The 21,193-nt window shown below is 44.1% G+C and carries 22 protein-coding genes and 1 tRNA gene; 11 read left to right on the forward strand and 12 right to left on the reverse strand.

What is annotated here, in order from left to right; all coding sequences use genetic code 11:
* A complete protein-coding gene (cynS, locus tag D1814_RS00655; RefSeq protein WP_118489647.1) occupies window positions 1-450 on the forward strand; it encodes a cyanase in 450 nt (149 codons plus the stop codon).
* 104 nt (window positions 451-554) lie between these two features.
* Here cynS and fusA read toward each other — a convergent pair whose 3' ends face one another.
* From fusA to D1814_RS00680, 5 genes are all read right to left on the reverse strand, one after another.
* On the reverse strand, window positions 555-2,642 hold the full coding sequence (fusA, locus tag D1814_RS00660) for an elongation factor G (protein ID WP_118489648.1): 2,088 nt from the start codon (window positions 2,640-2,642) through the stop codon (window positions 555-557).
* A 183-nt stretch (window positions 2,643-2,825) separates the two neighbouring features.
* Window positions 2,826-3,923: a 23S rRNA (cytidine(2498)-2'-O)-methyltransferase RlmM gene (gene rlmM, locus D1814_RS00665; protein ID WP_118489649.1), complete on the reverse strand. Its 1,098-nt coding sequence runs from the start codon at window positions 3,921-3,923 to the stop codon at window positions 2,826-2,828.
* Entirely contained in the window at window positions 3,916-4,428 is a 513-nt protein-coding gene (locus D1814_RS00670) for a DUF423 domain-containing protein (RefSeq protein ID WP_118489650.1), read from the reverse strand. The genes rlmM and D1814_RS00670 overlap by 8 nt, the downstream gene beginning before the upstream one ends.
* A 42-nt stretch (window positions 4,429-4,470) precedes the next feature.
* Entirely contained in the window at window positions 4,471-5,121 is a 651-nt protein-coding gene (locus D1814_RS00675; protein ID WP_232369036.1) for an alpha/beta family hydrolase, read from the reverse strand.
* Between the two features lie 70 nt (window positions 5,122-5,191).
* Window positions 5,192-6,094: a transcriptional regulator GcvA gene (locus tag D1814_RS00680; RefSeq protein ID WP_118489652.1), complete on the reverse strand. Its 903-nt coding sequence runs from the start codon at window positions 6,092-6,094 to the stop codon at window positions 5,192-5,194.
* 217 nt (window positions 6,095-6,311) lie between these two features.
* Between D1814_RS00680 and D1814_RS00685 the strand changes: the two genes are divergently transcribed.
* Complete coding sequence (locus D1814_RS00685; protein ID WP_118489653.1) at window positions 6,312-6,590, forward strand: hypothetical protein; 279 nt, start codon at window positions 6,312-6,314, stop codon at window positions 6,588-6,590.
* Between the two features lie 61 nt (window positions 6,591-6,651).
* Here D1814_RS00685 and kdsA read toward each other — a convergent pair whose 3' ends face one another.
* The 6 genes from kdsA to hemA form a co-directional block, all read right to left on the reverse strand.
* Window positions 6,652-7,506, reverse strand: a complete 855-nt coding sequence (gene kdsA / locus D1814_RS00690) for a 3-deoxy-8-phosphooctulonate synthase (protein WP_118489654.1) — start codon at window positions 7,504-7,506, stop codon at window positions 6,652-6,654.
* A 20-nt stretch (window positions 7,507-7,526) separates the two neighbouring features.
* Window positions 7,527-7,898: a SirB2 family protein gene (locus D1814_RS00695; protein WP_118489655.1), complete on the reverse strand. Its 372-nt coding sequence runs from the start codon at window positions 7,896-7,898 to the stop codon at window positions 7,527-7,529.
* 312 nt (window positions 7,899-8,210) lie between these two features.
* Window positions 8,211-9,776 (reverse strand): response regulator, encoded by a 1,566-nt coding sequence (locus tag D1814_RS00700; protein ID WP_118489656.1) that lies wholly within the window; start codon window positions 9,774-9,776, stop codon window positions 8,211-8,213.
* A gap of 157 nt (window positions 9,777-9,933) precedes the next feature.
* The gene (gene prmC, locus D1814_RS00705; RefSeq protein WP_118489657.1) at window positions 9,934-10,773 is read right to left on the reverse strand and encodes a peptide chain release factor N(5)-glutamine methyltransferase; all 840 of its coding nucleotides are present in this window, start codon (window positions 10,771-10,773) and stop codon (window positions 9,934-9,936) included.
* A gap of 33 nt (window positions 10,774-10,806) precedes the next feature.
* On the reverse strand, window positions 10,807-11,892 hold the full coding sequence (gene prfA, locus D1814_RS00710) for a peptide chain release factor 1 (protein WP_118489658.1): 1,086 nt from the start codon (window positions 11,890-11,892) through the stop codon (window positions 10,807-10,809).
* Between the two features lie 15 nt (window positions 11,893-11,907).
* Window positions 11,908-13,182 (reverse strand): glutamyl-tRNA reductase, encoded by a 1,275-nt coding sequence (gene hemA, locus D1814_RS00715; RefSeq protein ID WP_118489659.1) that lies wholly within the window; start codon window positions 13,180-13,182, stop codon window positions 11,908-11,910.
* A gap of 131 nt (window positions 13,183-13,313) precedes the next feature.
* Here hemA and lolB point away from each other — a divergent pair, with 131 nt between their 5' ends.
* From lolB to D1814_RS00735, 4 genes are all read left to right on the forward strand, one after another.
* A complete protein-coding gene (gene lolB, locus D1814_RS00720; RefSeq protein ID WP_118489660.1) occupies window positions 13,314-13,940 on the forward strand; it encodes a lipoprotein insertase outer membrane protein LolB in 627 nt (208 codons plus the stop codon).
* On the forward strand, window positions 13,940-14,824 hold the full coding sequence (gene ispE, locus D1814_RS00725) for a 4-(cytidine 5'-diphospho)-2-C-methyl-D-erythritol kinase (protein ID WP_118489661.1): 885 nt from the start codon (window positions 13,940-13,942) through the stop codon (window positions 14,822-14,824). The genes lolB and ispE overlap by 1 nt, the downstream gene beginning before the upstream one ends.
* Window positions 14,825-14,857: 33 nt before the next feature.
* Window positions 14,858-14,933: transfer RNA gene (locus tag D1814_RS00730), tRNA-Gln, on the forward strand.
* 33 nt (window positions 14,934-14,966) lie between these two features.
* On the forward strand, window positions 14,967-15,914 hold the full coding sequence (locus D1814_RS00735) for a ribose-phosphate pyrophosphokinase (RefSeq protein ID WP_012517998.1): 948 nt from the start codon (window positions 14,967-14,969) through the stop codon (window positions 15,912-15,914).
* 74 nt (window positions 15,915-15,988) lie between these two features.
* On the opposite strand, the gene D1814_RS00740 is transcribed toward D1814_RS00735, so the two are convergent.
* Entirely contained in the window at window positions 15,989-16,297 is a 309-nt protein-coding gene (locus tag D1814_RS00740) for a hypothetical protein (RefSeq protein ID WP_025254776.1), read from the reverse strand.
* Between the two features lie 619 nt (window positions 16,298-16,916).
* On the opposite strand from D1814_RS00740, the gene D1814_RS00745 reads away from it, so the two are divergent.
* From D1814_RS00745 to ychF, 5 genes are all read left to right on the forward strand, one after another.
* Window positions 16,917-17,372 (forward strand): ribose-phosphate pyrophosphokinase, encoded by a 456-nt coding sequence (locus D1814_RS00745; RefSeq protein WP_118489662.1) that lies wholly within the window; start codon window positions 16,917-16,919, stop codon window positions 17,370-17,372.
* Between the two features lie 122 nt (window positions 17,373-17,494).
* Window positions 17,495-18,496 carry an NADPH-dependent aldehyde reductase Ahr gene (ahr, locus tag D1814_RS00750; protein WP_118489663.1) on the forward strand — a complete coding sequence of 334 codons (1,002 nt, stop codon included), beginning with the start codon at window positions 17,495-17,497 and terminating at the stop codon, window positions 18,494-18,496.
* A 315-nt stretch (window positions 18,497-18,811) separates the two neighbouring features.
* Window positions 18,812-19,444 (forward strand): 50S ribosomal protein L25/general stress protein Ctc, encoded by a 633-nt coding sequence (locus D1814_RS00755; protein ID WP_118489664.1) that lies wholly within the window; start codon window positions 18,812-18,814, stop codon window positions 19,442-19,444.
* 5 nt (window positions 19,445-19,449) lie between these two features.
* The gene (gene pth, locus D1814_RS00760) at window positions 19,450-20,031 is read left to right on the forward strand and encodes an aminoacyl-tRNA hydrolase (protein WP_025254772.1); all 582 of its coding nucleotides are present in this window, start codon (window positions 19,450-19,452) and stop codon (window positions 20,029-20,031) included.
* Between the two features lie 41 nt (window positions 20,032-20,072).
* A complete protein-coding gene (gene ychF / locus D1814_RS00765) occupies window positions 20,073-21,164 on the forward strand; it encodes a redox-regulated ATPase YchF (RefSeq protein ID WP_118489665.1) in 1,092 nt (363 codons plus the stop codon).
* Window positions 21,165-21,193 lie beyond the last annotated feature (29 nt).

The raw sequence follows: 21,193 nt of genomic DNA on the forward strand, positions 1-21,193 counted from the left end.
ATGATTACATCGAGAACCCAAGTTACCGACATGATTCAATCAGCTAAGATTTTGAAAGGTGTAAAATGGAGTCAGATAGCTGAAGTAGTTGGTCAATCAAAAGAATGGAGTACAGCTGCCTGTTTAGGTCAAATGGCAATGACAAAACAGCAAGCCGAAGCGGTAGGCGAATTACTTGAGCTTACCGACGAAGCCATTGCTTGGCTCCAAATTGTACCTTACAAAGGTTCCTTGCCAACAGAAGTGCCTACCGACCCGCTAATTTACCGCTGGTATGAACTCGTCAATGTATATGGCACTACCTTAAAAGAACTTATTCATGAAGAGTTTGGCGACGGTATTATGAGTGCCATCGACTTTTCGATGGATTTACAACGTGAGAACGATCCGAAAGGCGACCGCGTTAGCGTGGTTATGTCGGGTAAATTTTTGCCTTATAAAATGTACTAAAACGCTGAGCTAGAGGCATAAAAAAAGCCGGTCGAATGACCGGCTTTTTTGTATTTTTTTGAAGCGTTAGCTAACGCAAGCTAGCTAACGTTCGCAAAGGCTAATTACTTAGCGTCTTTACGTGCTTTCGCTTCTTCAATTACTTTGTCAGCTACGTTCTGAGGACATGCTGAGTAGTGGCTGAATTCCATAGAGAATTGACCACGACCAGATGTAATAGTACGTAGGTGACCGATGTAACCAAACATCTCAGACAGAGGTACGTCAGCCTTGATGCGAACGCCAGTAGCGCCAGCTTCTTGGTCTTTGATCATACCACGACGACGGTTAAGGTCACCGATTACGTCACCAACGTTGTCTTCTGGGCTGAATACGTCAACTTTCATTACAGGCTCAAGAATTTGAGGACCGGCTTTTGGCATTGACTGACGGAATGCACCTTTCGCTGCAATTTCAAACGCGATTGCTGATGAGTCAACTGCGTGGAAACCACCGTCGTATAGCTCAACTTCAACGTCTAGTACTGGGTAGCCAGCTAGTGGACCTACTTCCATCATGCTCTTGAAGCCTTTTTCAATCGCCGGGAAGAATTCTTTAGGTACGTTACCGCCCACAACAGTAGAAGCAAACGTAAAGCCAGAGTTAGTTTCGCCTGGCTTGATGCGGTAATCAATTTTACCGAACTGACCAGAACCACCAGACTGCTTCTTGTGCGTGTAGCTGTCTTCAACTGCTTGCGTGATAGTTTCACGGTATGCAACCTGAGGCTGACCAACTTCTAGCTCAACGCCGTAAGTACGCTTCAAGATGTCTACTTTGATGTCAAGGTGTAGCTCACCCATACCTTTAAGGATGGTTTCACCTGAATCTTCGTCAGTTTCAACTTGGAAAGATGGATCTTCCGCTACTAGCTTACCGATAGCGATAGACATCTTTTCGTTAGCGCCTTTGTCTTTTGGCTTAACAGCAATCGAGATTACTGGCTCAGGGAAGATCATTGGCTCTAGTGTACAAGCGTTTTTAGGATCACAAAGCGTGTGACCAGTTTGAACGTTCTTCATACCTACAACAGCTAGGATGTCACCTGCTTGTGCAGAAGTAAGTTCAGTACGTTCGTCAGCGTGCATTTCAACCATACGGCCGATACGCTCAGTCTTACCAGTCGCACTGTTAAGAATAGTGTCGCCTTTGTTTAGCTTACCAGAGTAAATACGGATAAACGTTAGGGCACCGAAACGGTCGTCCATGATTTTGAACGCAAGCGCACGGAACGGCTCGTCAACAGATACTGTTGCTACTTCACCAGTAGGTTCACCAGTCTCTTCATCTGTAAGAGGCTGTGGGTCTACTTCTGTTGGAGAAGGTAGGAAGTCGATAACCGCGTCAAGAACTAGCTGAATACCTTTGTTCTTAAATGCAGAACCACAGTATGTCGGGAAGAACGCTAGGTCACGAGTACCCTTACGGATACAACGCTTGATGTCTTCAAGAGACGGCTCTTCGCCATCCATGTAAGCCATCATTAGATCGTCGTCTTGCTCAACTGCAGTCTCGATTAGTTGCTCACGGTACTCGTTAGCTTTCTCAACCATATCTTCTGGGATATCTACTACTTCGTAGTTCTCAGGTAGGCCTGAGTCATCCCAGATGTACGCTTTCATGTCTAGAAGGTTTACAACACCTGTAAACTCGTCTTCGATACCGATTGGAAGTGTCATTACTAGCGGGTTAGCAGCAAGTACTTTCTTAACTTGGCCAACAACACGGTAGAAGTCTGCACCCATACGGTCTAGCTTGTTAACGAAAATACAGCGTGCAACGCCAGATTCGTTAGCATAACGCCAGTTAGTTTCTGACTGAGGCTCAACACCGCCAGAACCACAGAATACACCGATACCGCCGTCTAGTACTTTAAGTGAACGATATACTTCAACTGTAAAGTCAACGTGTCCCGGAGTATCGATGATGTTCATGCGATGATCTTTCCAGAAACAGGTTGTTGCCGCTGACTGGATGGTAATACCACGCTCAGCTTCCTGCTCCATGAAATCAGTTGTTGATTCACCATCGTGAACCTCACCAGTTTTATGGATTTTACCAGTAAGCTTCAAGATACGTTCTGTTGTGGTAGTTTTACCCGCGTCTACGTGGGCGAAAATACCAATGTTTCTGTATAAAGATAAGTCTGACATTAGTTCACTTTCATTGGTTCAGAGTAAAAAAACGGCTGGATTATAAAGGATTTCTATACCAGATTTACACCTTTTTTAGCATAAACCTAAAATTCGCTTGCCAAAATCCGCGCCAGCATCAATTCTTTTCTATAAGTATCAATAGCTTAATTAGTTATGACACTTTTTTGAAAAATAACAAAATCACACCTCATCAGCTGAAGTGCGAACAATTGTTACTGTAACTTCATCTCTGTCGTGGTAGAGATGCCTAACTTTAACCGCGAATGCATCATTTAGGGCATTTAAACGGCTACTTAGCAACGCCATGGCTTCAACTACAGTTTCATAGCGCTGTTTCATAGGTAGCTTTAGATTAAAAATGGCGTGGGTTGCCCAGTGCTTGACCAGCCAATCCCCCATTAACTTCGCTACTCTATCGGGTTGTTCTATCATATCACAAACAAGCAGATCGACGCGACCAAATTGTGGTCGATAGGTAAACCCGTCTGCTGCGTGATGTTCAACCAACCCGGTACTCATTAAACTATCGGCTACGAGTCCATTATCGATAGCCTCCACATACATGCCGCGCTTCACCAGTTGATAAGTCCAACCACCAGGACACGCCCCTAAGTCAACCGCACGCCCACCGTTTCGAAGTACTTTCGTTTGCTGAGTGTCACTCAGCATGTTTACAAGTGCATCTTCGAGTTTAAGCGTAGACCGGCTAGGCGCATCGCTTGGAAATTTTAATCGGCAGATACCGAGATGATCACGACTTGCGTGGCTAGGTAATGTATAGCCAATATGACAAATTTCAAATGACTCAAAGAAAATATGCAGTTTAGGTTTACCTACATTTTCTTTTGCAGTAAGCCACTCTGCCTTCCTTAACGCTTGGCGAAGAGGTACGGTAAACTTACGGCAAAACTTAGCGAGCGTTTTCCCATCTTCAGTATCGGGATATTCCACATCGATGGCACCAAAAATAGAAAACGGCTTTTCTACTTCTTTTAGTGCTTCGAGTACCTGCCCTACTCGGTCTTCTTTTTCGATATCGGTTAATATTGCAAAAACAGCCACTAACTGGCGAGGAAAGATGCTGTCGTGAACAGTAAACTGGGTAATGGTTTGCTCTAATTGCGAAGCATCGTATAAATGGTAGTGCACAAAGCCACTATTCTTCTTAGACACAGGGTAACCGTAGCACTGCGCTTCACCATATTTCGATGTGAGTTCGTTCGCCGTGTCATTTTCATACCCCGGTCGGCAATAGCCTAAAATACTAGCATTAGACATTACCTGCTCCTCTGTTTTTATCGTTTGTTTCGGCTTGCGCCATGTGTTTAGCATTTGTCCGGTCTAAATCAGATAAGTTTTGCTGTGCGCTTTCGTTCTCTTTAGACCGCCCCACAAGCAAACCAATCATTAATAAAGTCCACCCAGCGATAAAGAATAGGCCGCCTAATGGGGTAACTGGACCAAACCATTTAATACCGCTGATGGCGAGCGCGTATAAACTTCCGCTAAACAATACCGTACCGGTAACAAAACAAAACGCCGCACGATTAACCCACTTCGATGAGACATAAGCTGACAGAGCAGGCAACAGTATCAAAGCTAACGCGTGATACATTTGGTAGCGCACACCTATTTCAAATGTGCTGAGTTGCTCTGCACTCAATACACTTTTTAAACCATGTGCGCCAAACGCCCCTAGCACAACCGCTAAGCCTGCAAACGCCGCTCCAATGACAAGATAAGGTTTAGCAAGGCTAGCCAACCTAAATTTTTCGTTACTCATTAATTTAATCGTTCACTTTCGTTTCAAATGTTGTTTTGAATATCAACTAGACAGATTGCGGGTTATGAAAACCGCGGTTAATTCAGCAGCTTTCACAATATGTTGTTGTTGGGTTTTACCGCTGGCCTTTCTTGGTTTGAAGCTGTGGTCACCGTCTTCTAAAAATACGCATTCAATAATTGATGATAGTGCGTAATTCTCTTCATCACTTACAATCTCATTTTTATTACCAAAGGTATCTCTTTCCCCTTGGATAATAAGCAGAGGTTTCGCCGCTGTTAGCAAGTGTTCTGTGCGGGTTTTCTCCGGCTTCCCCGGTGGGTGAAATGGATAGCCCAGCGCTATTGCGCCTTTTACGTTGCTTATACTTTCATACACCATGGTAGCCATACGCCCGCCCATCGACTTTCCGCCGATGAACACGGGTAAGTTATGCAGGGCTTTGTTATCTTTGCTGCAAGTTTCAATTACCGCAGCGAAGTGTGACATGAGTTTGTCGGCTTTATCAGGAGGCCTTCGCTTGCCGGTAGCTTTAATGGTTTGCATATACGGAAAATTAAAAAGCACCGTAGATATGCCTTTAGCAACAAGTTCATTTGCTATGTCTTGCATAAATTCATGCTCTTTACCTGCCCCAGCGCCATGCCCAAGTATTAAACATGCGACAGGCGCTTTGGCAGCGTGCACTTCCATATCGAAAACCACGTCGTTTGTACTCGCCTCTGTATTGGTTTGTGTAGTGCCTTCTTTTAACTTAGCCATACTACAACAAGTCCTCTTGTTCAGATTCAACTAGGGCTAAAATCCAGTCTCTAAACGCTGCAATTTTTCCTAATTCAGCCTGTGATTCCTCGCACACTAAATAAAATGCGTCTCTACTCTCTACCCGTTCTTCAAACGGCATTACCAATCGCCCTGCTTCAATTTCTGGTCTAGCGAGTATGGTGTTACCCAACGCGATACCTTGACCTAGCGCAGCAGCTTGCAATACCAACATAGAATGGCTGAAAACCGGGCCATGATTCACATTCACGCCCACAACGCCAACATGTTTTAGCCAGTTTTTCCAAGCAGTACGGCTTAAATCGTGAAGCAACACGTGGTGACGTAAGTCAGACAGGCTGGATAAAGGTTTAGGCCCTTGGAAAAGCATGGGTGAACACAAAGGCGTTAAAAACTCTCGGTGCAGCTGATCAGCTTGCAGCCCAGCCCAACGCCCCTTGCCATAATATATTGCAACGTCCACATCGTCTTCTAAGAAACCTTCGTCGAAGTCTACCGCTTTGATGCGCACGTCAATATCCGGGTGCGCCAAACTGAATTTATGAATACGGGGTACCAACCATTGGCTTGCAAAACTCGGTGGCATGGCGACTGTGATGGCACCTTTACTGCCCTTCGCAAGCAATCTTTCTGTGGCGTCCTGTAAGTTTTTAAAGATATCTTTTAGCTCTAGGAAATAGGCTTGCCCCTCTTCGGTAAGAAGCAGAGTCCTATTTCTTCTTAGAAACAGCTTCATAGATAAGTAATCTTCAAGCGCTTTTATTTGATGACTCACCGCTGCTTGAGTAACAAACAGTTCGTCGGCTGCCTTGGTAAAGCTCAAATGCCGCGCCGCCGCTTCGAACGATTTTAAGGCATTGAGAGGGGGTAAACGTCGGTGCATATATCGTTTTCAAATCCAGTGTGAACGAAGCATGACAGTTACATTAGTTTTTCTAATGACAGCCCATACTTTTACTCGTTTTATTTTTCACCACCTACTGACTATAATTTACCCGAAATTAAAAAAGAGCATTTAATTTCAGTATATTATGGTGCATAAATGTTAAACATTTTAACATTAACCAACAAATTTTTAATTATTTTTATTAGGTGTGAAAATGAAAAAACTACTTTTAGCTAGCGTTTCTGTAATGGCTTTCGTAAGCGCTGCCGCAAATGCTAACGCACAACCGGAAAAGATCAATCTACAATCGTTAATCAACACTGCAATGACCAGTGTAAAAATGGCTGAAGTCCTGCCAGAAAACGATGCTCACATCGTTGTTAAGAAGCAATCAAAGGCAATCTTAGCTGAAGAGATTCAGGTTCAGCTTCACAAAAACTTATTAGCAATGGCAAAAGGTGAAGAGCGCGCAACCGCTTCTGAAGCGGAATAAGCAACTCACACACCTGATACGCATGCCGGTGCTTGCACCGGCATACGCCATCAACACCAGCTTAGGTATTACTTGTATCTAACGCGTCAAAACCTTTCACTAATTCATCTAACGCTTTCATTTGCTGCAAATATGGCTCTAATTTCGCCAACGGCAGTGCACAAGGTCCGTCACACAATGCTTCATCAGGGTTAGGATGTGCTTCAATAAACAAGCCCGCTAAGCCCAACGCCATACCGCTTCTTGCTAACTGAGCAGCTTGCGCACGTCGCCCGTCTGCAGACGTTGCACGACCACCTGGCATCTGAAGGGCGTGCGTGGCATCAAATATCACTGGCGCATATTCTTTCATTGCGTCCATACCAAGCATATCCACAACTAGGTTATTGTAACCAAAGCAGCTACCGCGTTCACAAAGTATCACCTTATCATTGCCCGCTTCGCCTAGCTTGCCAATGATATGGCGCATTTCGTGTGGCGCTAAAAATTGAGGTTTTTTAACGTTAATTACGGCTCCCGTTTTTGCCATAGCAACAACAAGGTCAGTCTGACGTGCTAGGAAAGCCGGCAACTGTATAACGTCAACCACTTCGGCTACAGGTGCAGCTTGGTGCGGTTCGTGTACATCGGTGATGAGCGGAACGTTAAAGGTCGATTTAATTTCTTCAAATATACGTAAGCCCTCTTCCATACCTGGACCGCGGTACGACGTCACCGATGAACGGTTGGCTTTATCAAATGAGGCTTTAAAAACGTAAGGTACATTGAGCTTTTGCGTTACTTCAACATAATGCTCAGCAATACGCATCGCAAGGTCGCGTGACTCAAGTACGTTCATCCCGCCAAACAATACGAAAGGTAAATGATTGGCAACCTCGACGTTACCTACATTAATAATCTGTTGAGATTCAGACATTCTTTATTTCCAATTAAATCTTAAAAAAGAGGTTGTTTAGTTACCGCAACCATAGCTGTTGCCATTAGTACCACCAATGCTGCGACGAAGAAGCCCCACTTGCTCAACTTTGTCTTAGCCTTTTTAAGGGCAAACAACCCAAACACAATGTATAGCACTACGCCGATGACCTTGAATGTGAGCCATGCGTTAACAAATGGGTATTGAGATAGAATAACACACAGCCAAATTGCGCTGGCTAATAGCACGGTATCAATAATATGAGGAAGAATTCTCACCCATTTTTTGTTTAACGCAGTAGCGTCAAATTGGCTCCAAATAAACCGAAAGACAAAGAATAAAATGCTTAAGCCAACGGCGGTTAGATGAAGGTGTTTTGCCATCATGTACATAGTGTGTTCCTGTTTTTATTAGATGATGAGCCTGCTGCTCGTTACTCTAACACATGTGCTAAATGGGCATTGCTTAATCTTTAATATGAAAATCACGACGCGTTTTAAAGACGGTTGAATTTTGGACGACATCTTTAAGGTCTTTTTTTATATGAGCTTTAGCAATGCACAATTATCTGAGAATCACGTTTCAAGGTACGAGCCGTAATCTTAAAGGCAGGTGTATTTGGTTACACCTGCCTTATTTTTATAGCGCGTATTTAAACGCTGTTATTGTAACGTATTACAGTACGTAAATAACGGGGAAATGCATCATTGCGCATCATGATATTGAGCTTGTATTGCTATAAAAGCGGAAAGGTCATTTAGCATACATTCAACCAAATGAGGGTCAAAGTGTTTACCACTTTCCTCTTTTAATACTGCTTCCACCTTGTCAATTGTCCACGCAGGCTTATAGGGTCGCGAATTTATCAGGGCATCAAACACATCTACTAAGGTGGCGATACGGCTTTTAATATCTATTTCTTCGCCTTTTAGCCCTTCAGGATACCCTGTTCCATCCCAGCGCTCATGGTGTTGCTTCGCTAACATAGCGGCAAGCTGAACTGTTGGGCGGCTTGAGTCTTGCAAAATTTGATATCCAAACTCTGCATGCTGACGTATGTTAAAAATTTCTTCTTCGGATAAAGGCGTTGTTTTTTGTAAAATAGCTTTTGGCACAATAGAGGTACCAATATCATGCAGTGGTATAGCAAGGCGCAGAGCATCAACTTCCTGTTCACTAAGCCCTGCTTTTTCTGCCAATAGTTGCGCCATCTCAACCATTCTCGTTAGGTGGTTTGACGCATTTGATTCATGCTCTAAAGCGCGACCTAAGCGTTCAATAATTTCTTTCTGCGTTGCTTCAACATCAACGGTTTTTAGTACGTTGTCAAACGCCAGCTGCACACTATCTGAAAAGCGTTTCACCAAATGTCGATCATTATCACCAATTCTTCTGGGCAAGCCAGACAAATACAAAAGTGCACCGTCGTGAGTTTTGCTGTTGCAGTAAGCCACCACATGATCTTCTGCATATACAATCTGCTTATCGCGCATTGCTTGTGTACACAAGGCATATTCTTCTGCACTAATCGCCTCTTTTAGCGGTACGCCTTCTTTGCTGGCATATTCGCCATTTCCTGCAAACACATACAGTTCGTCTTCGCCCAATTGACTATTAGTTGTATTGATTGTTCGCGATGTCGTGGCAACCGCAGTAGTGATATAGGCGGCATCTTTCGAACAGCCTAAAATCGAAGCCAGCTGTTGGATAATACCCTGCATGAATTTTTCGAGAGAACGTGAAGAAAATAAATCCACAGATGCATCAATGATTTTTTCAAGACCACGCCTATTTTCTTCAATAACAATAATATCGCGATAAGAGCGAAGCGCTGCGATAATAACAGTAAATAGCTTTTGCGCCGTTAGCTCGGTTTTTGATTTGTAGTCATTGATGTCGTAATTGATGATGACATCTTTTTCTGGTGCTTGGCCTGGCTGGCCAGTACGTAAAATAATGCGAGTGAAGTGATTGTCGAGCTCGTTGCGGATGTAGTCAGCCACTTGAAGGCCGGCATCATCGGCTTCCATCACTACGTCGAGTAACACAACGGCTATATCGTCATGGGTTTTAAATATAGATTTGGCTTCTTCGCCACTGTATGCGCTAACAAACTCTAGGGATTTACCATTTAAGCTAAAATCATTCAGCGCCAGCTTAGTAACGGCGTGCACTTCAGGTTCATCATCAACGATAAGTACTTTCCAGCTACCCAGATCATCCACTTCATTTTCATCGTCGTCTTCTGCGAAAAGAAAGTCATCATTCATCTGGTACGTCCTGTCCTGTAAGAGATTGTTTAACTTGGCGCTTTTTAGTTTTCTTTGATGCTACACAAATACTAATGCAAAACCAGATATAAGCAAGTTTGCAATTAAATAGCGATGGTTACTGCCAATTTAATGCGTGATGAAGGTAATTAGAGAGCTAACGCCACTGGCCTAGCGTCACGCGGTCGTTGTTACCGAAATCTTTGACAGTCTTAACCTTAACAAAGCCTGCATCAGTGAGCAGTGTATTAACCGCACTTCCTTGGCTGAAGCCGTGCTCGAAGGCTAACAAAGCCCCTTTCTTGAGGTATTCAGGTGCATTCTTGATGATGTGTTTTATATCGTCTAAACCATCATAACCCGAGGTCAAGGCTGTTTTCGGTTCAAAACGCACGTCGCCCTCATCAAGATACGGGCTGGTTTCTTCAATATAAGGCGGGTTTGAAACAATGATGTCGAAGGTCTGGCCGTCAAGTGCACTAAACCAGTCACTTTGCACGAAGCGGGCATTAATTAAGTTGTTAGCTTGTGCATTACGAGTAGCAAGTTTTACCGCTCCCTGCTGGAAGTCCACACCAGTAACTGATGCTTCAGGTAATTCGCTTGCTAACGCCAGAGCAATAGCGCCCGTCCCTGTTCCTAAGTCACAGATTGATAGAGGCTGAGATGGGTGTTCGCTGGCCCAGTTAAGCACCTGCTCAACCAATACTTCAGTGTCAGGGCGCGGAATCAAAGTATCCGGCGAGGTAAATAGTGACAGGGTCCAGAAATCGCGCTTGCCGATAATATAAGCAACAGGTTCACCGCGTTTTCTTTTAGTCACGGCTGCTTCAAGTTGCGCGAGCTCTGCAGCGGTTAAGGTCTTATCTGGCCATGTAAACAGATAAGTTTGTGACTTACCGAGAATATTGGCCAACATAATTTTGGCATCAACAGAGGGTGATTCTCCACCCTCCAATTGCTCAACAGCCCATGCCAGGGCGCTATCTATGCGCATTATTTTTTAAACTACTTTGGCCGTAAGACGAAATTATTCGTCAGAGAGCGAGGCTAATAAATCAGCCTGATGTTCTTGCAAAATCGGATCAACGAGCTGTTTTAGATCACCTTCTATTACTTCATCTAAACGATAGATAGTCAGGTTAATACGGTGATCGGTAACACGACCTTGCGGGAAGTTGTAAGTACGAATTCGCTCTGAACGATCACCACTACCGACTAAGCTCTTACGGGTAGAAGCCTCTTCTGCCGCGCGCTTTTCTTCTTCAATTTGGTTTAAACGCGCTTGAAGCACTGACATAGCTTTAGCGCGGTTTTTATGCTGAGAGCGCTCGTCCTGACACTCCACAACCAAACCTGTTGGCAAGTGAGTAATACGAATAGCAGAGTCAGTTTTGTTAACGTGCTGACCACCTGCACCCGATGCGCGGAAGGTATCGATACGAAGCTCAGCCGGGTTAATTTCGATAGCCTCTGACTCAGGGATTTCAGGCAATACTGCAACGGTACACGCAGAGGTGTGAATACGACCTTGTGATTCGGTCTCAGGTACACGCTGTACGCGGTGACCGCCCGACTCAAACTTCAGCACACCGTAAACGCCATCGCCACTAACGTTAGCAACTACCTCTTTGTAGCCACCGTGTTCACTTTCATTGGCATTCACCAACTCAACACGCCATCCGCGGCTTTCTGCGTAACGGCTATACATACGGAACAAGTCGCCAGCAAATATTGCCGCCTCGTCGCCACCCGCACCTGCGCGGATTTCTAAGAAGCAGTTATTGTCATCGTTTGGATCTTTAGGCAGCAGTAAAACCTGAAGCTCAGTTTCTAGACGTTCAATTTCTGCCTTTGCTTCTTTCATCTCTTCTTGTGCCATTTCACGCATTTCAGCATCGTCTTCATTCAGCATTTCTTGCGCTGAACTTAAGTTTTCTTGTGCTTGTTGATATGCATTAAAACCAGCAACAACATCTTCTAGCTGACTGAACTCTTTTGACAAGTTGCGAAACTTATCCTGATCGCCGATAACATCAGGGTCACCGAGTAACGCCTGAACTTCTTCGAAACGCTCGACTAAGTGTTCGAGTTTCCTAACTACCGACTCTTTCATATGCTTCTTATTACCTTATTTATTATTGTCTGACGAAAAGTCAGATAAATCTAATGCCTGTCCCATCCAACGGCTTAACGCCGGGTCATCGTGCATGGCAGCCTCGCGTAACGCTAGGGTCGTTGAATGCAACAGCGTATTGGTTAGTTTATACGCCATTTCTTCTAATACCGTTTCGGCATTCTTACCTTCCGCTAATTGCGCTTTGGCTTTTTCCACAATATCGTCACGCTGCGCCATGCCTTTTTGGCGATACTGTCTTACTAAATCTATAGATTGCTGCGACTGTTTCCATGTCATATAATCGCCAGCTTGCTTGTCGATAAGCTTTTCAGCTTCTTTTGCAGCTTGCTCGCGGTTTTCTAAATTCTTTTGAACAATGTGTTGTAGGTCATCGACAGTATAAAGATAGGCATCACCTAACTCGTTTACTTCTGACTCTATGTCTCGCGGCACTGCCAAATCGACCAAGAACATTGGCATGTTTCTACGCTGTTTAAGCGCTTTTTCCACCATGCCTTTGCCAATTAAAGGCAGTTGGCTCGCGGTAGAGCTTATCACGATATCAAAATCTTTTAAGTGCTCTGGTACTTGAGATAAGGTAAACACGCTCGCATCTAGTGTTTCGGCTAAGGCCTCTGCGCGAGCCACCGTTCTGTTTGCCACGGCCAAGCAGCTTACGCCCTGCTCTTTCAAATGCTGAGCGACAAGTTCGATGGTTTCGCCAGCTCCCACTAATAGTACTGAACGTTTTGGTAGTTCAGCGAATATATGCTTGGCCAACTGTACGGCGGCATAGGCTACGCTAACTGCGTTTGCCCCGATATCAGTTTCACTGCGAACTCGCTTCGCCACTGAAAAAGTATGTTGGAACAACTTATCAAACTCGCTGCTCACCATACCTGAATGCTTAGCATCGCCAAACGCTTGCTTTACCTGCCCTAAAATCTGAGGCTCACCTAAAATCAGTGAATCAAGGCCGCTGGCTACTCGCATTATGTGCTTTACAGCCTCGTCTTGTGCGAGCACGTAGCTATTACTGGCAATCTCTTCAACATCTAAATGATGAAAGTCACTTAACCATTGTAGAAGCTTTTGACCCGTATCGTCTTGGGTATTGACGTAGAGTTCAGTTCGGTTACAGGTGGATACAATGACAGACTCATCTATGCCATCCAGCCTTTTTAAACTCGCAAGCGCTTCCACCAGAGAATCTGGTGTAAAAGCCACTTTTTCGCGAAGTGCTACTGGTGCTGTTTTGTGGTTAATACCGAGGGCGAGTAAAGTCATTAAAATCTGTGCTGGCAACGTCGGAGCGGCATTGTACGAAAAACCCAAAATGATTGAAAGTGTTGGTGAAACTGTGTTCCCATAATGTCATAACTAAATGTGTTTTATTTTTATACGGGTGTGTTGCCTTAATGATTCGCTTATTTTCTTTTTTGTTCGCCATTTGCTTTCTATTAAGTGCATGTACGACCGCTCCGAAAGGCCCAGAAAACGCGGTGAACCTTACCGCGCAACTCGAAAAAGTGGCTGAAGTCCAACAGTGGCAAATGCGCGGAAAAATTGCGTTTCGCCAAGGAAAAGACGCGGCCAGTCTCAATTTAGTCTGGAAAAACGATTTCGGCGATTTTGATTTTCGATTAACTAATTTTTTAGGAGTAAGTTTAGTTAATCTTAGCGTAGATCAGAAACAATCGGTTTTAGAGGCCGATGGAGAAACCTATGTCGATGCGCTGCCAGAACCTCTAATTTATCGAATTACCGGAATGGTAATACCGGTAGAGCCACTGTTGTCTTGGGTAAAAGGCCTGCCCCTTAAAGGCGATAAATACACGTTAACCGAAAAAGGGTTGGTGAATACCCTTGAAAGCTATTGCCAAGGGTGCCGTAACTGGCAGGTGACTTACGGCAACTATGGTAGTATTGAGTTAGAAGGTGATACGTCTGTATGGCTACCGCACAGCATAACGCTTACCCAGAACGAAACACCGAATATGCCGAAAACCCAACTAAAAATAAAAATTTACCAATGGACTCTGTAGTGAATGCATCTGTGATTACGTCAAAAAATTGGTGGCCTTCCCCCGCTAAACTGAATCTTTTCTTACACATTCTTGGCCGATACGACAACGGATACCATCAGCTTCAAAGCCTTTTTCAAATGCTCGATTACGGCGATGCACTTGCCTTTGACATAGGTAATGAGAACAAAAAAGGTTTTGATAATTCAAATATTCGTATGGAAGTACCATTAAAAGGTGTACCCGATGATGAGAATTTGATTATAAAAGCAGCGCGACTGCTGGCGACAAAAACAAAATGTAATAAAGGTGCCGTTATTTCTTTGGACAAGCGCCTTCCTATGGGTGGCGGCATTGGCGGTGGCTCTTCGAATGCAGCAACAACCCTGGTGGCGCTTAATCATTTATGGAACACAGGGCTAAGTGAAGACGAACTTGCCGAGTTAGGATTACGTTTAGGCGCGGATGTACCTATTTTCGTACGGGGTTTGACAGCATTTGCTGGGGGGATCGGAGAAGAGATAACGCCAGCACCTCAAAAAGAAGTGTACTATTTAGTGGCAAACCCTAACGTTCACGTAAGTACGGCTGAGGTATTCACTTCACCCGATTTGCCCAGAAATACGCCAGCGATACGTTGGGAAGACTACAAATTTGAAAAAACTTGGAATGATTGTCAGCAATTAGTCGTGAATCGCTATCCCGAAGTTGCAAAATTATTACAGTGGTTGGTACACTACGCACCGTCGCGAATGACGGGCACAGGTGCTTGCGTATTTGCCACCTTTTCTGACTACGCTTCTGCCGAGCAGGTTAGGGCTAAAATGCCTAAACCTTGGCAGAGTTTTGTCGCAAAAGGTGTGAATCGCTCACCACTATTAGACAAATTAGAACAACAAAAATAGCGTGTACGCCACATCGGACAAGAACTTAAAAATTGGGGTATAGCCAAGTTGGTAAGGCAGCGGGTTTTGATCCCGCCATTCGTAGGTTCGAGTCCTGCTACCCCAGCCAAACCTCTTTTATCAACGCACTGAGGAACCACTTGTGCCAGATATGAAGCTCTTTGCAGGTAATGCCGTACCAGAACTTGCCCAGAAAGTTGCCGATCGCCTCTACACCAAACTTGGAAATGCCAAAGTTGGCCGTTTCAGTGACGGTGAAATCAGCGTAGAAATTCATGAAAACGTCCGTGGCTCGGACGTTTTTATTATCCAGTCTACGTGTGCGCCTACTAACGATAACCTTATGGAACTTATTGTGATGATCGACGCGTTACGTCGCGCATCCGCTGGTCGTATTACAGCAGTAATTCCTTACTTTGGTTATGCACGCCAAGACCGTCGTGTTCGTTCAGCTAGGGTGCCAATTACTGCGAAAGTAGTGGCTGACTTCCTGTCAAACGTGGGTGTTGACCGCGTACTTACTATCGACCTACACGCCGAACAAATTCAAGGCTTCTTTGATGTTCCGGTGGATAACGCATTCGGTACTCCTATCCTTCTTGCTGACATGGTAAGACGCGATTTTGCCGACCCTGTTGTTGTTTCTCCTGACATTGGCGGTGTTGTTCGTGCACGTGCTACTGCGAAACTACTTAACGACACCGATCTTGCTATTATCGATAAACGTCGCCCTAAAGCGAACGTAGCACAGGTAATGAATATTATTGGTGACGTGAAAGACAGAGACTGCATCATCGTTGATGACATGATTGATACAGGCGGTACGCTTGCAAAAGCAGCGGAAGCACTTAAAGCACATGGTGCTCGCCGTGTTTATGCTTATGCGACTCACGCTATCTTTTCAGGTAACGCTGCAAACAACCTTAAAGAGTCTGTTATCGACGAAATTATCGTTACCGACTCAATCCCATTAAGTGCGGATATGAAGCAAATCGGAAAAGTAAAACAGCTTACTCTTTCTGAAATGCTCGCTGAAACCATTCGACGCATTAGCAACGAAGAATCCATTTCAGCGATGTTTGAATATTAATTCAAACTAAAAAACGAGTGAGACGATGTTATTAAAAGCACCGTTTCACTCGCTTTTTCTAAGGGAAATTTTGTTTAGTTACCCGTTTCGTCTTCTTCGTCGTCTTCAGGCATATCGACGTCAACTACAGGCACTTCAACTTCTTTAGTCTCTGTTTTTACGTCCACGTCCATAGTATCAACGTCATACTCAGGCATTTCACCACCTTCAACGTCAACATCCGGCATTTGTCCCTCATCGGTTTTCTTTACTTCATACTCCGGAAGTTCACCAGATTCAACGTCAACATCCGGCATTTCGCCATCTTCAGTTTTGTTCACGTCACATGCAGTTGCCGCTAGTGCCAAACTCGATACTGCAAAAATTTTAGTTAAGTGCTTCATTTTCTCTCCTTAAAAACGTTGCTTTAGATAACCCCAAACTAAGTCTAAAGGTTATGCCAGCTGAGTAATACATCGATTTTGGGCTAAATAAATAGAGCCATTTCGCTGTTATTACATTAGTCAATGGTAATAAAGCAGGCTCTGTGCCAATCACTTTATAATAGTGGGGCTGCACGGGACGTGAAACTTTACCCCAGCCTTTTTTGCCTGTTCTGGTGAAGAACAGTGCTATGCTTTTGCTACATCGCTCAACATAAAAAAGTTATTGCCCCCACCCCATGAACAAAGGTTTAAGCAGATTTATAAGACCTTTTCACATTCAGTTTCTGTGGAATGAAAATATTGTTCATCGTTTTTAAAAAGAACTTCGCCTTTGTAAAAATCAAAACACTTTTTCTTCAAAAAAATAAGCCTAACTTTTTTTGTAACGTGAAAAATATGTATAGGTTTCTGTGTTTTTTGTAGAAATTACTTAAACGCCATGGAAAACTGTAAAACAAAGAAACGTTTTAATCAGCGGAAGCTAAAAGTTATACACAGCTGCGCACTAGGCACTAACTCGGCGCTAAATACGCACTAACGATAAAACCCTACTCTTATTTAATAGAGGAATATAAGAATGAAAACACATCACCTTAAACTCGCACTTATGCTTACTTCTGTACTTTCGCTTGTAGCTTGCTCTCAAGAAGAAACGAATAAGGACGTCACCATGGTTGATAAAGAAAAGCAGACGGATACTGGAGCTGAATCTATGCCTAAAGAATTGGTTGCCGAGCCTGTAACACAAGCTGAAGCCGTTGAGAAGAACGTAAAAGGTGAAGTTTCTATGAAAGGCAGCATCATATATAAAGACTTAGAAGGTGGTTTTTTTGCTTTTATTGCTGAGAATGGCGACCGCTATACACTTCATGGCCTAGATAAAACCTATCAAAAGAATGGCCTTGTTGTTGAAGTTAAAGGTACACCTAAGCCTGATATGATGACGTTCACTCAATTTGGTACTGTACTTCAAGTATCAAGCGTTAAAGTGCTTGATACCAGCAAAGTCATTGATAACCTACAAACAAAATGATCGCGCTCTATGCGAAACAAGTAGCAAATAACTTGTTCTTGTAATAAGGCAGAGAGCTAAGCTGCACATCCCTTTGCTCTTGCACTAAAAATACTCTGCTATGAATAAAAGGATGGTTGTTAATGATTAATGCATATGCCGCTAAAGAAGCAGGCGGAAAATTGGAAAAGTTTCAATACGAACCCGGTGAACTTGCTTCGCATGATGTTGAAATAGACGTTGAAAGCTGTGGCATCTGCCACAGTGATTTAAGCATGCTTGATAATGAATGGGGTATGACGGAGTACCCTTTTGTACCGGGACACGAGGTGGTAGGTACTATTAGTCAAGTAGGCGAACATGTCACTTCTCTTAAGGTAGGCCAGCGCGTAGGCTTAGGTTGGCATTCAGCCTATTGTAATAGCTGTAGAACTTGCGAAGCGGGCGATCACAACCTGTGTGCCGACGCTACTATGACTATAGGTGGTCGACACGGCGGATTTGCAGATAAAATACGCGCTCAGGCGCGGGCGGTTATTGCTCTTCCCGATTCTATCGATAGCACGAAGGCTGGGCCTTTGTTTTGCGGCGGCATTACTGTATTCAACCCCCTTGTCCAGTTTGGCATTAGCCCAGCAAGTGAAGTTGGAGTTATCGGCATTGGTGGTCTAGGACATCTTGCTCTACAGTTTTTAAACGCCTGGGGATGCAAAGTAGTCGCGTTCACTTCAAGCGAATCAAAAAAGAAAGAAGCGTTAGAGTTAGGTGCATCAGATACAATCAATAGCCGTGATGAAAACGAGATAAAGAAAGCGCGCGGTAGGTTCGACCTCATTATTTCAACCGTCAATGTAAAGCTAGACTGGAATCTGTATTTATCTACATTGGCACCGAAAGGTCGGCTTCACTTTGTAGGGGCTACCCTTGAACCTCTTGATATAGGTGCATTTAATTTAATTGGTGGGCAAAAAAGCGTGTCAGGTTCACCGGTAGGTAGCCCAGCAACCATCAAAACTATGCTTGATTTCGCGGCCCAGCATAATATTGAACCTGTTATCGAGACCTTTAAGTTTGATGATGTAAATGATGCCATTGAACGGCTTCGAGAAGGTAAAGCCCATTATAGGGTTGTGCTGACGAAATAAGCGAAAACATTGAAGGTCTCAATATAAAGCTGATTGACCACAATAAATAGCTCGGATAAAAGGCAGTCTATTATATTGACCCTGGTAGAATGTAAGCGCGCTTCGGCGCGCTTTTAATACTTACTCACTTCTGTTTTTATCTGCGTTGGTAATTGTATGTTGTGGTAGGTGGTGTTAGAATTCGCCGCCCTTGAATTTTGGGCAGATGGTTTATTGTGCGTAAAAATATATTTTCACGCATATTAAACATCAAATTACAGTGGGTTTTGGTCGCAAAAATCCACATCATTACATTTACATTTTTGGAGACAGACAATGTCTGAAGCAAATTTCAAACTAGATGCTTCTGTTCGTACAGACCTAGGGAAAGGTGCGAGCCGCCGCCTACGTCGCGAAGAAAAGCTTCCTGGTATCATCTACGGTGGTGAAGAAGCACCAGTTTCTATCACACTAGATCACAACAAAGTAAACAACTCTGCTGACTTTGAAGCGTTTTACTCACACGTTCTTGAGCTAAACCTAGACGGTAAAGTTGTTGAAGTTCTAGTTAAAGATATGCAACGTCACCCGTACAAGCCAAAGATCATGCACATTGACTTCCAACGTGTTATCGCTGGTCAAGACGTTCACACTAACGTTCCAATTCACTTCGTAAACGAAGAAGCTTCTGCTGCTGTTAAAGCTGGCGGTATTGCTGAGCACCACGTAACTGAAATCGAAGTTACTTGTCAGCCTAAAGATCTTCCTGAGTTCATCGAAGTAGACATGGCTGCTGTTGAAATGGGTCAAACGCTACACCTTTCTGACCTAACACTTCCAGCTGGCGTTGCTTCTGTAGAACTTGCTAAGAACGACGAAGCTCACGACCTAGCAGTTGTGACTGTTAAGCCTGCTCCTAAAGCGGCTGACGCAGAAGAAGACGGCGAAGAAGAAGCTTCAGAGGAATAATCCTCTTGGCTGATATCCGCCTAATCGTGGGCCTGGGTAATCCGGGCCCCGAATATGAAAATACCCGACACAATGCCGGTGAATGGTTTCTCAACCAACTTGCCGACACCTACAACGCCCCGCTAAAACCAGAAACCAAATTCTTCGGTAAAACTGCTCGCATTACCATTGCAGGCAAAGATGTCCGTTTGCTCTACCCCACTACATTTATGAATAAAAGTGGACAAGCAGTAGCAGCACTGGCTAATTTTTACCGCATAGAACCAGAACAAATATTAGTAGCGTTTGACGAATTAGATTTGCCCCCCGGCGTAGCAAAATACAAAGTGGGTGGAAGTTCTAGTCAAAACGGCGTACGTGACATTGTGGCTAAAATGGGTAACAACAAGAATTTTTTGCGTTTGCGCATAGGTATAGGGCATCCAGGTCATAAAAGCCGAGTAACCGGCCATGTTCTTGGTAAACCACCAGCAGATGAAAAGGCAGCTATTGAAAGCGCCGTTGATGAAGCGGTACGCTGTACAGAAATATTGCTGAAAGAAGACCTTAAGCAAGCACAAAACAGGTTGCACTCTCACAAAGGGTAAACCTAGCCAGTTATCACTTTTCCAAACTAAGGATCCATACCATGGGTTTTAAATGCGGTATTGTTGGCCTACCAAACGTAGGTAAATCAACACTTTTCAATGCATTAACAAAAGCAGGTATCGAAGCGGCCAACTTCCCTTTCTGTACCATCGAGCCAAACACAGGTGTAGTACCTGTGCCAGATCTTCGTTTGGACAAGTTGGCTGAAATCGTAAACCCACAGCGCGTTATTCCCACTACCATGGAATTCGTTGATATTGCGGGCTTGGTAGAAGGCGCATCTAAGGGTGAAGGTTTAGGTAATAAATTCCTAGCTAACATCCGTGAAACCGACGCTATCGGTCACGTAGTACGCTGCTTCGACGATGAAAATATTGTTCATGTTGCCGGTCGCGTAAGCCCGAAAGATGATATCGACGTTATTAATACCGAGCTTGCGCTATCTGATTTAGAAACAACGGAAAAAGCGCTGCACCGCGTAGCGAAGCGCGCTAAAGGTGGCGACGCTGATGCCAAGTACGAAATGAAAGTACTTGAAAAGATTAAGCCCCACCTAGATGAAGGCTTGTTGCTTCGCTCACTAGAGCTTAGTAAAGAAGAACTGGCGGCAATTAGCTACATGAACATGCTTACGCTTAAGCCAACCATGTACATTGCAAACGTGAATGAAGACGGCTTTGAAAATAACCCGTATCTTGACCAAGTGAAAGAAATTGCTGCAGGCGAGAATGCTACAGTCGTAGCTGTTTGTGCGTCTATTGAGTCTGATATCGCGGAGCTTGAAGATGACGAGCGCGAAGAATTTATGCAGGACATGGGCTTAGAAGAGCCTGGCCTTAACCGCGTAATTCGTGCCGGCTATAACTTGCTTACACTTCAAACTTATTTTACTGCAGGTGTAAAAGAAGTACGCGCTTGGACCTTCCCTGAAGGTTCAACTGCACCACAAGCAGCGGGTAAAATTCACACCGACTTCGAGAAAGGTTTTATTCGCGCTGAAATAGTGAGCTACGACCACTTTGTCGAGTTTAACGGCGAACAAGGTGCTAAAGATGCAGGTAAATGGCGTCTTGAAGGTAAAGACTACATTGTTAAAGATGGTGACGTTATTCACTTCCGCTTTAACGTGTAATTTCTAATGTAGAAATAAGCACTGTTTAC

The sequence above is a fragment of the Alteromonas sp. BL110 genome, assembly GCF_003443615.1.
GTDB lineage: Bacteria > Pseudomonadota > Gammaproteobacteria > Enterobacterales > Alteromonadaceae > Alteromonas.